15 protein-coding genes are annotated in these 13,631 nt (G+C 52.2%); 1 reads left to right on the forward strand and 14 read right to left on the reverse strand.

All coding sequences use genetic code 11. The features are described from left to right. Positions 1–7: 7 nt before the first annotated feature. From rnc to mgtE, 12 genes are all read right to left on the reverse strand, one after another. Positions 8–703: a ribonuclease III gene (rnc, locus tag INF30_RS02535; protein ID WP_076780815.1), complete on the reverse strand. Its 696-nt coding sequence runs from the start codon at positions 701–703 to the stop codon at positions 8–10. Between the two features lie 51 nt (positions 704–754). Further along, positions 755–985, reverse strand: coding sequence for an acyl carrier protein (acpP, locus tag INF30_RS02540; protein WP_033124620.1), 231 nt, complete (start codon positions 983–985; stop codon positions 755–757). Between the two features lie 31 nt (positions 986–1,016). Beyond that, positions 1,017–2,039 carry a phosphate acyltransferase PlsX gene (gene plsX / locus INF30_RS02545; protein ID WP_076777300.1) on the reverse strand — a complete coding sequence of 341 codons (1,023 nt, stop codon included), beginning with the start codon at positions 2,037–2,039 and terminating at the stop codon, positions 1,017–1,019. An 85-nt stretch (positions 2,040–2,124) separates the two neighbouring features. After that, on the reverse strand, positions 2,125–3,024 hold the full coding sequence (locus tag INF30_RS02550; RefSeq protein ID WP_226394132.1) for a tyrosine-type recombinase/integrase: 900 nt from the start codon (positions 3,022–3,024) through the stop codon (positions 2,125–2,127). 153 nt (positions 3,025–3,177) lie between these two features. Next, entirely contained in the window at positions 3,178–3,420 is a 243-nt protein-coding gene (locus tag INF30_RS02555) for a hypothetical protein (RefSeq protein ID WP_076777298.1), read from the reverse strand. A gap of 113 nt (positions 3,421–3,533) precedes the next feature. Further along, on the reverse strand, positions 3,534–4,397 hold the full coding sequence (locus tag INF30_RS02560; protein WP_226394133.1) for a YitT family protein: 864 nt from the start codon (positions 4,395–4,397) through the stop codon (positions 3,534–3,536). A gap of 19 nt (positions 4,398–4,416) precedes the next feature. Next, entirely contained in the window at positions 4,417–5,337 is a 921-nt protein-coding gene (pfkB, locus tag INF30_RS02565) for a 1-phosphofructokinase (protein WP_076777296.1), read from the reverse strand. 76 nt (positions 5,338–5,413) lie between these two features. Then, positions 5,414–5,593, reverse strand: a complete 180-nt coding sequence (gene rpmF / locus INF30_RS02570; protein WP_033124613.1) for a 50S ribosomal protein L32 — start codon at positions 5,591–5,593, stop codon at positions 5,414–5,416. 3 nt (positions 5,594–5,596) lie between these two features. Next, positions 5,597–6,124 carry a YceD family protein gene (locus INF30_RS02575; protein ID WP_076777295.1) on the reverse strand — a complete coding sequence of 176 codons (528 nt, stop codon included), beginning with the start codon at positions 6,122–6,124 and terminating at the stop codon, positions 5,597–5,599. Positions 6,125–6,168: 44 nt separating this feature from the next. Next, positions 6,169–7,374 (reverse strand): acetate kinase, encoded by a 1,206-nt coding sequence (locus INF30_RS02580; protein ID WP_076777294.1) that lies wholly within the window; start codon positions 7,372–7,374, stop codon positions 6,169–6,171. Between the two features lie 48 nt (positions 7,375–7,422). Next, positions 7,423–8,439, reverse strand: a complete 1,017-nt coding sequence (gene pta, locus INF30_RS02585; RefSeq protein ID WP_264176827.1) for a phosphate acetyltransferase — start codon at positions 8,437–8,439, stop codon at positions 7,423–7,425. Positions 8,440–8,560: 121 nt separating this feature from the next. Then, entirely contained in the window at positions 8,561–9,898 is a 1,338-nt protein-coding gene (gene mgtE / locus INF30_RS02590; protein WP_242943726.1) for a magnesium transporter, read from the reverse strand. A gap of 198 nt (positions 9,899–10,096) precedes the next feature. On the opposite strand from mgtE, the gene INF30_RS02595 reads away from it, so the two are divergent. Further along, a complete protein-coding gene (locus tag INF30_RS02595) occupies positions 10,097–11,335 on the forward strand; it encodes a nucleotidyltransferase (RefSeq protein ID WP_226394135.1) in 1,239 nt (412 codons plus the stop codon). A gap of 41 nt (positions 11,336–11,376) precedes the next feature. On the opposite strand, the gene INF30_RS02600 is transcribed toward INF30_RS02595, so the two are convergent. Then, positions 11,377–12,234, reverse strand: coding sequence for a DegV family protein (locus INF30_RS02600; protein ID WP_226394136.1), 858 nt, complete (start codon positions 12,232–12,234; stop codon positions 11,377–11,379). Between the two features lie 17 nt (positions 12,235–12,251). Next, positions 12,252–13,616, reverse strand: coding sequence for a PFL family protein (locus tag INF30_RS02605; RefSeq protein ID WP_076777289.1), 1,365 nt, complete (start codon positions 13,614–13,616; stop codon positions 12,252–12,254). Between the last annotated feature and the right edge of the window lie 15 nt (positions 13,617–13,631).

The following is a 13,631-nucleotide window of genomic DNA, read 5'->3' on the forward strand; positions in this document are numbered from 1 at the left end:
GTAACACCTACTTTATATTCCTTTTGTGCAGGATCAGGATCGTCCTGTAAGCCGCCTCCTGCTCGGCTGCCTTCTTGGTCCTTCCGCTCCCGGCGCCGTAGACATCCGCGCCGATGTGCACCTCCACGTGGAAGGTCTTGTCGTGGTCCGGCCCCTCTTCGCCGGTGAGCTCATAGGCCACAGGCTGGTCAAACGCAGCCTGTACCAGCTCCTGAAGGATAGTCTTGCTATCGTAAAAGAGTTTCTTGTTCTCCAGGTCATTCAGCACAAACCTGTGTATAAACTCTTTTGCACTAGCAAAACCACCGTCTGAGTAGATGGCCCCGATCAGTGCTTCCATGGCGTCCGATGTGACGGAATCCCTCTTTCTGCCTCCTGTCATATCCTCGCCTTTTCCCAGCAGAAGATACTCTCCGAGACGGATCTGGCGGGCACAGAAAGCCAGCGCCTGCTCACAGACCATGGCCGCCCTTGTCTTGGTCAGCTCTCCCTCCGGCATTTTCTCATTTTCATGGAATAAAAATTCACTGGACACCAGCTCCAGCACAGCGTCTCCCAGGAATTCCAGCCGCTCGTTGCACTCGTACTTGGGCAGATGCTTCTCATTCACATAGGAGCTGTGCATCATAGCCCGGCGGAGCAGCCTGGGATCCTGAAATGTATAGCCGATCTGCTCTTCCAGTTCTTTTAGTTTTCGACTCATATAAACCCTCATAAAAGAAAAAGCCCGCATCCGGGCTTTTTCTCCTTTCTGCTAGTTTGTTGCATTTTTGATCTGCTCTACAGCATCTCCTACTGTCACGATCTTCTCTGCGTCATCATTGTCGATCTCGATATCGAATGCTTCCTCAATCCCCATGATAATCTGGAAGATATCCAGAGAGTCCGCTCCCAGGTCATCTACAAACTTTGTCTCCATTGTGATCTCATCTGCGTTCACATTAAGTACGTCAGCTATAATTTCCTGTAATTTCTCAAATTCCATTTTTTTCATCTCCTTTTATATTGCTTTATATCTATTCATCGGACGAGTCATCCGCCTGAATACACTCCTGGATCTTCTCGTTGATCCTCTGTTCCCGGAAAGTCAGGCACTGAAGGATGGAATTGGATACCTCCCTGGCCTTGGAGCTTCCGTGGGTCTTCACCACAAGACCTTTCAGTCCCAGCAGCGGAGCGCCGCCGTACTCGCTTGTGTCAAAACCTTTCAATGTCTCCTTGAGGGCCGGCTTCACGAGCAGGGCTCCGATCTTGCTGCGAAGGCTGCTCATCATGCCTTCCTTGACCTTGCTGATCAGCACCGCTCCCACACCCTCGAACAGTTTCAGGATGATATTCCCGGCAAAGGCCTCGCAGACAATGACGTCCGCCTGGCCGTGGGGGATCTCCCTTGCCTCAATGCTTCCGGTAAAGTTGATGCCCTTCGCCTCTTTCAGGAGAGGAAATGTCTCTTTCACAAGGGCATTGCCCTTCTCCTCCTCGGCTCCTATATTGACGATCGCCACTTTGGGGTTCTTCACGCCCATCACATGTTCCATATAAATGGAACCCATCTTGGCGAACTGGACCAGATGGGAGGGACGTGCGTCCACGTTTGCCCCGCAGTCGATCAAAAGAGAGACACCCTTCTCTGTGGGAATGAGCGGTGCAAGAGGCGGTCTCTCCACGCCCTTGATCCTGCCCACAATGGTCTGGCCCCCTACAAGGATGGCTCCTGAACTTCCGGCAGACACAAAGGCATCGGCCTCCCCGGATCTGACCATCTTCATACCCACCACGATAGATGAGTCTTTCTTTTTCCGGATGGCGTTGACCGGAGGCTCCGCTGTCTCAATGACCTCTGTGGCGCCCACGATCTCTATCCTGTCCTTATCATACGTATATTTTTCCAGCTCTTTCCTGACAACTTCTTCCTGTCCTACGACATAAACCTTGATGCTCTTCTCTCTGGAAACCGCATCAACCGCGCCTTTGACCATCTCCACCGGGGCGTTGTCGCCGCCCATGGCGTCAAGGGCAATTTTTGTAAGTTCTGCCATTTTTCTTTCCTCCATAACTACTAGAAATATTCTACTAGACATTATCCCAAAAATCAATATTTTGTTTGCGGGAACAGCAAAAGAGCTAGAGCGGTCTCTCCACATGGATTTTCACAAGATTTCCGGCAGCCCGGGAAAGCTCCTCCTTATACGCCAGTTTCCTGTACCTCTTCACATGGGTGTCTGTGACCCCCATCTGGGCCGCCACCTGTCCCGGGCTGGCCTTGTAGGAAAAAAGATTGTAGGCGCATGTATTTCGCAGCATCTGGCTGCTGTAAGCCGGTATGCAGGCAAGAGCCGTATACTTTTTCATCATCCTGGAAATATACATCGTGTTCAGAGGATTTCCCCTTCTGTTATAAAAGAGTGTAGGCCTCTCCTCCCTCTGCCCCATATAGCTCTCCAGTACAGCCATCGCGTCCTCAGGAATAAACACACCGCTCTGCCGCTCCCGGGGCGTGACATAGGCGCCGTTTTCATAGATTCCTATATCCTCTGTCTCCAGATCACAGATCTCCGTGGAGGAAAGTCCCACCCTGTACATGAGCACAAAGATAGTGTAAGCCATCCGGTCTTTCTCCGCTGCCTTCAGCAGGCGGTCCACATCCTCCACAGGCATGACCCGGGCATACTTTTCCTGCTTAGAAAGAAACGGCAGATAACCGTAGAAATGATCCGCAAAAGAATCCGGCAGCCCGTATCTCTCCCTCTCTCTGCAGATAAAGTCCGAAAAAGAGTGGAGCTCCCGGAACTTCTTTGCCGGGGTTCCCGGCTGCAGTTCTCCCCGTTTCACCTTCTCCGTCATGATCTGATAATATCTGCGCACATCCTCCGCACCGGCCCGGGTGATATCTTTCTCTACAATCTGAGCAAATTCACACAGGTCGCTCCAGTAGGAAGCCCAGCTTGTGCTGCTCTTAAAGTGAGCCGCAAAATCGGGCCACAGAATGGATTTTGTCTTTTCAGATAAGTAAACACTGTCCATGTCCTGTCCTCCCGCCTTGTCTGCATTTTCCGCGAAGCGGAACCCACCTATATGTTATAAGTATACTTCATACTATAACATTTTGGTTATAAAACAGATTGCGCACCAGGCGCAATCTTATTTCGGTTTCATCTGTTTCTGGCGCGTGATCCTCTATGCCCCTGCGTAGGCAAATCCGGCAAAACTCAGATCACATCCCCCGCCTATGCGCCGGCAGATATTTACTGCCCGGTTCATAACTTCAGGGAACAGTCCGTTCTTTGTCTCAACCTTCAGCAATGAAAGGTCCTCTGAAAAACTTACACTTTTTACATTTTCGAGCTCCTGCAGCTCTCTCAGGATTTCCTGCGCCATCTCATCTGAGATCTTTTTAGTTAATCGATAATATCTTCCCATGATGGAACCCTCTTTCTTTCTTGCTTTTGCCGTAGGTTAGAATTTTCACATATTCTGATTTTATTATACACTATTTTCATGGAATTTCAAACAATTTAGCGCCTCAATTTTTCCTATATGCGCCGGGCATGCCCTCTTGTGTTCCATGTGCCCGCCACCTCACTGACAGCGGTCACCGTTAAAAAGGCGTCCGGATCCGTCCTTCGGACGTATGCCATCAGCTGCGCGTACTCGGTTTTCGTCAAGATCGTCACCAGCTCCGGACGCTCCTTCCCCTCAAATCCGCCCACAGCCTGGTAGACAGTCACCCCGCGGCTGAGCTTGTGGAGAATATACTCCTTGATCTCCTCATGCCGGTCCGACAGGATGCAGACTCTCTTTTTCCTTGAAAACCCACTGACAAACTCATCTACCACCACGCCATTCAGATAAGTCCCCAGTATTCCCACGATCATAGTGCGCAGATCATAGACAAGAACAGAGCTGACCACTGTGACCAGCCCGCAGACTGTGACCGCTTTGCCGATGTCAATGTGAAAATATTTATTCAGGATTTTGGCAGGCACATCCAGTCCTCCGGAGGAGGCATTGACGTGAAAGAGAATGGCCTGTCCTGCGCTCACCAGGAAAATAAAGCACAGAAGGTCAAGCCATGTATCACCGGTCATAGAGGTCAAATCCGGTAAGACCATATCTATGCCCCAGACAAGCGCCGGATACAAGACAGAGGCATACACAGTCTTTGCCCCGAAGCTTCGCCCCATAAAGATAAATCCCAGCAACAGGAAGAGAATATTCAGTATCATGTTCAGGGTCGCCACCCGCAGAGGAAGCACCTGCGAAAGCACCATGGCCAGTCCGGCCACGCTTCCAAGCACCAGGTCTCCCGGCACCATAAAAAATCCCACAGCCGCCGCTATAAGCACCGATCCGGCTGTGATCAAACCATATTCTCTCAGCGTCTCTGTATTATTCATTCTTGTTCTCCCAACCTCTCTACAGGCCATAGCTGTCTGCCGGTCCATCCAGCAGGGCCTTAATGCTCTCTCTTTCCGCCAGCCAGTAGGCGAAAGCTGTGGCGCTTCCCGCCGCCTGCCCCAGTCGGAAAGCCTTCTCAAGGCTGCCTGTGCCCAGGTAGCCGGCCAGAAATCCGGCCACCATAGAGTCACCGGCTCCCACGGAGTTTTTCACGTCTCCTTCACTAGCCTTCTCCTGGATCACGGTGCCATCCTCTGCCACCAGGATGGCGCCGTCCCCGGCCATGGACACAAGCACATGGCGTGCCCCCATATCCTGGAGGAGTTTTGCGTGGGCAATGATCTCCTCCCTGGTTTCCAGAGTCTTTCCAAACATATCCCCCAGCTCGTACTGGTTGGGTTTGATCAGGAAGGGGTGGTACCTCAGCACATTGAAGAGGAGTTCTTTGGTCGCATCCACTATACAGTGCACGCCTCTTCCCTCCAGCCGACCCAGTATCCTCTCGTACATGTCTGAAGGGAGAGAGCGGGGAATGCTGCCTGCCAGCACAAGGTAATCTCCCTTTTGCAGCCTGTCCAGCTTCCTGTAGAGTTCTTCCACTGCTTCCTCAGGGATCTCAGGTCCCTGCCCGTTGATCTCTGTCTCCTTCCCCGCATTGATCTTCACATTGATCCTTGTCATTCCCTCATTGAGATGGATAAAATCTGTCCGGCACCCGGACTGGTCCAGCATCTCTCTTAGCATCTTCCCGGTAAATCCCGCTTCAAATCCAAGGGCAATGCTGTCGTATCCCAGGTTAGCCAGGACAACAGACACATTGATGCCTTTTCCTCCCGGATAGACATGTTCTTTCTTTGTCCGGTTGATCCGCCCCGTTTCCAGTGCGTCCAGAGCGATCACATAGTCCAGGGACGGGTTAAATGTCACTGTGTAGATCATTTTCTATTCCACCTCCGCAAATGTCAAAAAATAAAGGAGACCATCTCTGATCTCCTTCATTTGCCTAAGCTTTTGATTAGTCCTGAGCGATGATCTCCCTCTTGTTGTAAGAACCGCATGCCTTGCATACTCTGTGGGGCATCATCAGCTCGCCGCACTTGCTGCATCTTACCAGGTTCGGTGCGCTCATTTTCCAGTTAGCTCTTCTTTTATCTCTTCTGGCTTTTGATGTTTTATTCTTTGGACAGATGGACATACTTTACACCTCCTTAAACTTGCTGAATATATCTTGAAAGGCTGCCATCCTCGGGTCTAATACCTCTCTGTCACAGCCACATTCACCATGATTGAGATTAGCACCACAAATGCTGCACAGACCTTTGCAGTCCTCTTTGCACAGCACCCGAATTGGCCAGTTGACCAGGAGCTCGTTGCATATCAGCACATCCGTGTCAAGACAGTTTCCTTCCATGAAGTTGTACTCATCATCGGACTGTCTGCGCCCTTCCTCGTCGAGCTTTAAATCCACTTCCCGCTCAAAGTCGAGATCAAAGATCTGCTCCACGTCCTCCAGGCATCTGTCGCACGGAATGACGGTCTTTATCTTAGCACATCCCTTCACCTGCACCTGCTTTTTCCCGAGATTGGTGATCTCGAACAGGGCCGGTTCCAGTTCCTCAAGCCGGTACTTTTTGCCGGATACTTCCATATCCTCCAGCTCAAGATGTGCTTCCTGCCGGATGACCTTGTCATCCTGCTCTAAAACCTTTGTCAGTTCAATCAGCATAACGCTCTCCTAACCACACTTTTTAAAGTATATCTTTTCAGTCACTATTTGTCAAGGTTTTTCTTTACCAGTTCCACTGTTTCTTCACAGATAGCGATCTCCTCGTTTGTCGGGATCACGCAGGCTGTGATCTTGGACTCAGGCTTTGTGATGATGACCTCTTTGCCACGGCTGTTGTTTGCCTCATCATCGAATACAAGACCCATGTATCCAAACGCCTCGCAGATTGTCTTTCTCAGCGGGATGGCGTTCTCGCCGAGACCTGCTGTGAAGGTGATCACGTCCACGCCGCCCATGGCTGCGATGTAGGAGCCGATGTACTTGATGATGCGGTACGCGTAGGCCTCCAGGCAGTTAATGGCATCCTGGTTGCCCGCCTCTGCTGCGGCAGATACATCACGGTAGTCGCTGGAGATGCCTGTCATACCCAGCATACCGGACTTCTTGTTGAGGATGTTCAGCACCTCAGACACAGACAGGTTCTCTTTGTTGCAGAGATACTCCACAAAGGCCGGATCAATATCGCCGGATCTTGTGCCCATGATCACACCCTCAAGAGGTGTAAGTCCCATGGATGTGTCCACACATTTTCCGTCCTTTACTGCGGACAGGGAAGCACCGTTGCCCATATGGCACACGATGATCTTCAGATCCTTGATATCTTTTCCGAGGAACGCTGCTGTACGGGCAGATACATATTTGTGTGATGTGCCGTGGAAGCCGTACTTACGGATGGCGTATTTCTCGTAATATTCTTTCGGGATCCCGTACATGTAAGCCTTCGGAGGCATTGTCTGATGGAAAGCAGTGTCAAAGACAGCTACATTGGGAACGCCCGGCATCAGCTTCATGCAGGCGTTGATACCCATCAGGTTGGCCGGATTGTGAAGCGGTCCTAAGTCCGCGCACTCCTCGATCACTTTGATGACCTCCTCGTCGATGATAACGGAGTTGGTGATCTTCATGCCGCCGTGGAGTACACGGTGTCCGATAGCATCGATCTCCTCCAGGGATTTCACAACTCCTGTCTTCTCATTCACAAGAGCGTCCAGGACCATCTGGATAGCGGTTGTGTGATCCGGCATAGCAGCCTCTGTCACTTCCTTCTCCCCACCCTTTGGCTCATACACGAGACGGCCGTCGATGCCGATACGCTCGCAGATACCTTTTGCCATGACATCTCTGTTATCGTAATTGATCAGCTGGAATTTCAGTGAAGAACTTCCGCAGTTTACTACTAATACATTCATCTTCTTTTCTCCTCCGGAATTTTCGTATACTTTTTTATCTATCAGGATCTACTGATTCTGGGCCTGCACTGCTGTGATGGCTACCACGCCCACGATGTCCTCTGCGGAGCATCCGCGGGACAGATCGTTGACCGGAGCTGCGATGCCCTGTGTCATCGGTCCGTAAGCCTCAGCTTTTGCCAGTCTCTGCACCAGTTTGTATCCGATATTTCCCGCATCCAGATCCGGGAAGACGAGCACGTTGGCATGTCCTGCAACCGGGCTTCCGGGAGCCTTGGACTCTCCCACGCTCGGAACGATGGCAGCGTCAAGCTGGAGCTCTCCGTCCAGCATGAGGTCCGGATTGGCCTCTTTTGCGATCTTCACTGCCTCTGTCACTTTGTCTACGTCAGCATGCTTTGCGCTTCCCTTGGAGGAGTGGCTCAGGAAAGCAACCTTCGGCTCTGCTCCCACCAGCATGCGGAAGGACTCTGCAGATGACTCTGCGATAGCTGCCAGCTCTTCCGGAGCCGGATTCTGGTTCAGTCCGCAGTCCGCAAATACGAACACACCGTTCTCGCCGTACTCGCAGTCCGGAACACACATTACGAAGAAGGCAGATACCAGCTTTGTGCCGGGCTTTGTCTTCAGGATCTGCAGGCAGGGACGAAGTGTGTCTGCCGTGGAGTGACATGCTCCGGAAACCATTCCGTCTGCATCTTTCATCTTCACCATCATAACGCCATAGTACAGGTAGTTTGTCAGCAGGATCTCTCTTGCCTGCTCCTCTGTCATACCTTTCTTCTGGCGAAGTTCCACAAGTTTTGCGATGTAGGCTTCGGTCTTGTCGCTTGTGGCCGGGTCTACGATCTGCGCGCCGCTGATGTCGTAGCTTCCTTTATTCTTTGCCACTTCTTCCTCGCTTCCGACGATGACTACGTTGGCAATCTCCTCTTTCAGGACAGCCTCAGCGGCTTTGTAGGTGCGCTCGTCCTCTGACTCAGGCAGAACGATCGTCTTTTTGTTTGCTCTTGCTTTTGCTTTCATCTCATCTATAAATCCCATGACTGAAAGACTCCTTTCCATTTTTTCTCACTGCTTTCATTATAATACAAAGAACCCTTGCAAACAAGGGCTCTTTTGGCAATCAGATGTCTCTTTTGGAGTACAATCCATGTTAATTTTCTATCAGATGTTCCTCTTTGTTTTACAGGGAAAACACAGCGCTCACGATAGCGAAATACACGCTGATCGTGCTGATATCCACCAGTGTGGAGATCAGAGGCGTGGCCATGATAGCCGGGTCCAGCCCCACTTTCTCGGCCAGAAGAGGCAGGGTACAGCCCACTACTTTTGCGATCACGATAGTGCAGGCCATCGTCAGGCCGATGGTCACAGCGATCATCACATCTCCCTGTCCCATGATGATAATGCGGATCCCATTCACCACAGACAGGATCAGACTGATCAGCACCGCCACTCTCACTTCCTTGAAGATTACCTTGAAGAGATCGCCAAACTCGATTTCTCCCACAGAGATCCCCCGGATCACAAGGGTGGAACTCTGGGAGCCGCAGTTTCCGCCTGTACCGGTCAGCATGGGGATAAATCCTGCCAGCTGAGGCATGACTGCCAGGGCGCTCTCATAGTGGTTCATGATCATCTGGGTCACCGTGGCGGACAGCATCAGAAACAGAAGCCAGGGAAGACGGCTTTTCACATGCTCCAGCACCGAAGTCTCAAAGTAGGAGTCGTCGCTTGGATTGACACCGGCCATGATGCTGATATCTTCCGTCGTCTCCTCCTCCAGGACCTCCATAGCGTCGTCTACTGTAACAATACCCACCATACACATCTCATGGTCCACAATGGGGAGGGCAATAAGGTCGTACTTGCTGATGATCTGGGCCACTTCCTCCTGGTCGTCCGTCGTGTGGGCGTAGAGCAGGTTCGTGTCCATAATCTCTTCAATGGTCTTGGACTCGCTGGTTGTCAGAAGCTCCTTGACATCCACCATACCGATGAGCTTTCTCTTCTCCGTCACATAACAGGTGTAGATCGTCTCTTTGTTGAGACCTACCTGCCGGATCTTGAGGATGGAATCCGCCACTGTCATCTCCTTGCGCAGGGCGATGTAATCCACGTTCATCACACTTCCGGCACTGTCTTCCGGGTACTGGAGAAGCTGATTGATCTGCTGGCGGGTCTCCTCGTCTGTCGCCATGAGAAGACGGTCTACCACATTGGCAGGCATCTCTTCCAGCACATCCACCGTATCATCCAGATACATCTCCTCCATGACTTCCTCCAGCTCCGAGTCCGTCAATCCGCCGATCAGCATCTCGCGCATGTCGCTGTCCATCTCAGCGAAGGTCTCGGCAGCCTCCTCCTTTGCCAGGAGGCGGAACACCATGACCAGCTGCTTCTGGGTGAAGTCTTTCATCAGCTCAGCCAGATCCACCGGGTACATATTGTTCTCCAGCTCCTCTTTGAGCTCTTTGAACTTCCTCTCATCCAGCATCTGGAGGATACGTTCTTCTGTCAGTTCTTCCCGCTCTTCATTGTCATACGTATACTCTTCTCTCTCATCGTTTTTTTCCATACGCATCCTCCTTTCCTTCTGCTGCCATCCCGCGACACATCTTCAGTATTGCGGCCGCAAAAAGACGCACATTTCCGGCTGTTGCCGCAAACATCTTCATATAGTATAATCAATTTCAAAAAGATATACAAGGAGATTTCCATGAAAATTGTCGGACTGATCACTGAATATAATCCGTTTCACAACGGCCATTTATACCACATCCAGGAAGCGCTCAGGGCCACCGGAGCGGATGCCGCAGTCGCCATTATGAGCGGCAATTATGTGCAGCGGGGAGCCCCCGCCCTCATGCCTAAACATCTGCGCGCCCGCATGGCTCTGGAGGCAGGGGTGGCTGCCGTCATCGAGCTGCCTGTCTGGTGCGCCTGCGGCAGCGCCGAGTACTTCGCCGCAGGGGCCGTCTCCATCCTGGACCGGCTGGGCTGTGTGGATGTGATCTGTTTTGGCAGCGAGTGCGGCGATGTCTCCCTGCTGGAAAAAGCAGCCCGGATCACCGCACAGGAGCCGGAGGCCTACAGAGGCCTGCTGAAAGAAGGTCTGAGAGATGGCCTCTCTTTCCCCAGAGCCAGGCAGAAAGCCCTGTCCCTGTTTCTGGGAGACGATAGGGCCGGCGAGGTCCTCGCAGAGCCTAACAACATCCTGGGAGTGGAATATATCAAGGCCATCCTGCAGCAGAAAAGCTCCCTGGGCTTCTGCACGATCCAGCGCCGGGAGTCCGGCTACCACGACATGGAGCTGTCCGACACATACAGCTCTGCCTCCGCCATCCGACATCACCTCAGGCAGGCGGACCAGTCCGGCATCCCCGCGCAGCTGGAGGGGCAGATGCCCTCTCCCGCCATCTGCACGATGAAGGAGGCATATCACGCAAGATACCCCGTGTACGCCAACGACTTTTCTCTTCTTCTGAAATACCACCTTCTGGGAGAGACAAAGGAGACCCTGCCCCGGTATGCAGATGTCACCCAGGACCTGGCCAATCGGATCATAAGACACAGAAACGAGTTTTTCTCTTTTGAGCAATTCTGCGGACTATTGAAGACAAAGGAGCTGACCCACTCCCGGATCAGCCGGGCGCTGCTTCACATTCTCCTTAACATCACAGAGGAGGACATGACAAGCTTCAAAAAGGAGGGAGGCTGCGGATATGCGCGCCTGCTGGGTTTCAGGAAGGATGCTTCTCCCCTTCTTGGCCTTGCAAAAAAAAGCAGCTCCATTCCCCTCATCACAAAGCTGCCCCGCACCGGAACCAAAGAAGGTACCGCCAGGAAGATGCTTGACTGTGATATCCTTTCCGCTGATCTGTACGAGTCAGTGATCACAGAAAAATACCGCCGGGATTTTATCCCTGAATACAGACAGCAGGTCGTCATCATCTGACGCCTGCTGCCATGTTTTTTCAAAATTTTTCTGTTATGAAACTAATACTCGATATACCTGCTGCACGCCACTGCCATGGCCCCCGGTCCGATGTGGCAGGCAACGCTGAGAGAAAGGGCATCCATGTGGATCTCATAGCCCGGGAAATATTCTTCCAGTTCCTTTTTCCACTCCTGCGCCTCTTCGTGGGTACAGGTATAGGCCGCCTCCAGATGAACCTTCTTTCCCCCGAAGCGCTCTTCCAGATCTTTCTTCATAGCTTCCTTCATCACTTTTTTTGCGGATTTCAGCCCCCGCACTTTTGCGAAGGCATCCAGCTTCTCACCTTGTATCGTCAGTACCGGCTTCAGGTTCAGCACTGTTCCAAGAGCTGCGCCCGCAGGTGTCACGCGCCCGCCTTTTTTCAGATACTTCAGCGTATCCACAGTGATATAGATGCTGGCCTCCAGCTTTTCCTTCATCAGAATGTCGTGGATCTCCTGTCCGGATTTGCCGGCTTCTGCCAGCTCAAGGGCATCCAGCACAGCCTGGCGCTGTGTGACAGAAATACGCTGGTTATTTACCACAAAAACTTTTCCGTCAAAATCTTTCGCCAGCATCATGGCTGTCTCACAGGAAGTGGACAGGCCGCTGGACATGGGGATATGCACCACCTCGTCATACTCTTCCAGAAGTTCTTCCCAGATCTCCATTACATCCGCAGGGGACGGCTGAGAGGTGGAAATGTCCGCATTTCCGGAAAGCTTCTCATAGAATTCTTTCTGGGATAGCGTGATATCTTCGTAATACAGTTCGCCATCAATATAGAATGGCATAGGAACCACCCGGATCCCCAGTTCCTTTGCTTCTTTCTGAGTAATACCACTGTTGCTGTCCGTCACGACCGCTACTTTTTTCATACTGAATTCTTCCTTTTCTAATTTTTAAAGCTGTGTATAGGCGCGGGAATCCTTCCCTGCCTGTTTATAAACGCGCTGCAGTCCGCCTCGTTCACAGGGATAATGGGTGCGTAACCAAGAAGTCCTCCAAACTGCGCTGTCTCCCCCACATCTTTTCCGATCACCGGGATCAGACGCACGGCTGTTGTCTTCTGATTTACCATACCGATCGCCATCTCGTCCGCTATGATACCGGAGATGGTAGCTGCGCTGGTCTTTCCTGGTATGGCGATCATATCCAGTCCCACGGAGCAGACACAGGTCATGGCCTCCAGCTTCTCCATGGTCAAAGTTCCCGCCTGCACTGCGTCGATCATGCCCTTGTCCTCGCTGACCGGAATAAACGCGCCGCTTAAGCCTCCCACATAGGAGGAAGCCATGACGCCGCCTTTTTTCACCTGGTCGTTGAGCATGGCAAGGGCCGCTGTGGTACCCGGCGCCCCCACCTGGGACAGGCCGATCTCCTCCAGGATCTCTGCCACACTGTCTCCCACCGCCGGGGTGGGTGCCAGAGAAAGGTCGATAATTCCAAAGGGGATACCCATTCTCTTTGAGGCCTCGCCTGCCACAAGCTGGCCCACACGGGTGATCTTGAAGGCAGTCTTCTTGATGGTCTCGCAGAGCTCCTCAAATCCCTTCCCGCGCACTTTCTCAATGGCATGCTTCACAACGCCGGGGCCGCTGACGCCCACGTTGATAACCGCATCCCCCTCTGTCACACCCAGGAAGGCGCCCGCCATGAATGGATTATCGTCAGGAGCATTGCAGAACACCACCAGCTTGGCACATCCCAGGGAATCCCTGTCCTTGGTAGCCTCAGCTGTATCCTTCACGATTTGGCCGCAGAGGCGCACCGCATCCATGTTGATGCCGGTCCTCGTAGAGCCCACATTGACGGAGCTGCAGATCCGCTCTGTACATGCCAGCGCTTCCGGTATGGAACGGATCAGGTCCTCGTCACTCTTTGTCATAGCTTTTGACACAAGGGCCGAGTAGCCGCCGATAAAATTCACACCCACCTTCAGGGCCGCTCTGTCCAGAGTCTTTGCTATACTCACAAAATCCTCCGGACTTTTGCAGGCGGACGCGCCCACAAGGGCAATGGGAGTCACAGAGATTCTCTTATTGACAATGGGAATGCCAAACTCTTTCTCAATCTCCTCGCCCGTCGACACAAGATTCTCTGCCAGGGTGGTGATCTTCCGGTAGATCTTCTCGTTCAGTCTGTCCAGATCTGTGTCCACGCAGTCCAGAAGGCTGATGCCCAGTGTAATGGTGCGGACATCCAGATTTTCCTCGTCTATCATCTGATTTGTCTCGTTTACTTCGTATATGTTGATCATAGTCAGGTGTCCTTT

Source organism: Claveliimonas monacensis, assembly GCF_014982975.1.
GTDB classification, from domain to species: Bacteria; Bacillota; Clostridia; order Lachnospirales; family Lachnospiraceae; genus Claveliimonas; species Claveliimonas monacensis.

Excerpts from the sequence above, each read along its gene's own strand:
- plsX (WP_076777300.1), bottom strand. The coding sequence starts at position 2,039 with ATGGCAGAACTTACAAAAATTGCCCTTGACGCCATGGGCGGCGACAAC.
- INF30_RS02550 (WP_226394132.1), bottom strand. The coding sequence starts at position 3,024 with ATGGACAGTGTTTACTTATCTGAAAAGACAAAATCCATTCTGTGGCCC.
- INF30_RS02575 (WP_076777295.1), bottom strand. The coding sequence starts at position 6,124 with ATGCTGATTGAACTGACAAAGGTTTTAGAGCAGGATGACAAGGTCATC.
- pfkB (WP_076777296.1), bottom strand. The coding sequence starts at position 5,337 with ATGATCTACACAGTGACATTTAACCCGTCCCTGGACTATGTGATCGCT.
- rpmF (WP_033124613.1), bottom strand. The coding sequence starts at position 5,593 with ATGTCCATCTGTCCAAAGAATAAAACATCAAAAGCCAGAAGAGATAAA.
- INF30_RS02560 (WP_226394133.1), bottom strand. The coding sequence starts at position 4,397 with ATGAATAATACAGAGACGCTGAGAGAATATGGTTTGATCACAGCCGGA.
- INF30_RS02600 (WP_226394136.1), bottom strand. The coding sequence starts at position 12,234 with ATGAAAAAAGTAGCGGTCGTGACGGACAGCAACAGTGGTATTACTCAG.
- rnc (WP_076780815.1), bottom strand. The coding sequence starts at position 703 with ATGAGTCGAAAACTAAAAGAACTGGAAGAGCAGATCGGCTATACATTT.
- INF30_RS02555 (WP_076777298.1), bottom strand. The coding sequence starts at position 3,420 with ATGGGAAGATATTATCGATTAACTAAAAAGATCTCAGATGAGATGGCG.
- acpP (WP_033124620.1), bottom strand. The coding sequence starts at position 985 with ATGGAATTTGAGAAATTACAGGAAATTATAGCTGACGTACTTAATGTG.
- INF30_RS02580 (WP_076777294.1), bottom strand. The coding sequence starts at position 7,374 with ATGAATGTATTAGTAGTAAACTGCGGAAGTTCTTCACTGAAATTCCAG.
- pta (WP_264176827.1), bottom strand. The coding sequence starts at position 8,439 with ATGGAAAGGAGTCTTTCAGTCATGGGATTTATAGATGAGATGAAAGCA.
- INF30_RS02595 (WP_226394135.1), top strand. The coding sequence starts at position 10,097 with ATGAAAATTGTCGGACTGATCACTGAATATAATCCGTTTCACAACGGC.
- INF30_RS02605 (WP_076777289.1), bottom strand. The coding sequence starts at position 13,616 with ATGATCAACATATACGAAGTAAACGAGACAAATCAGATGATAGACGAG.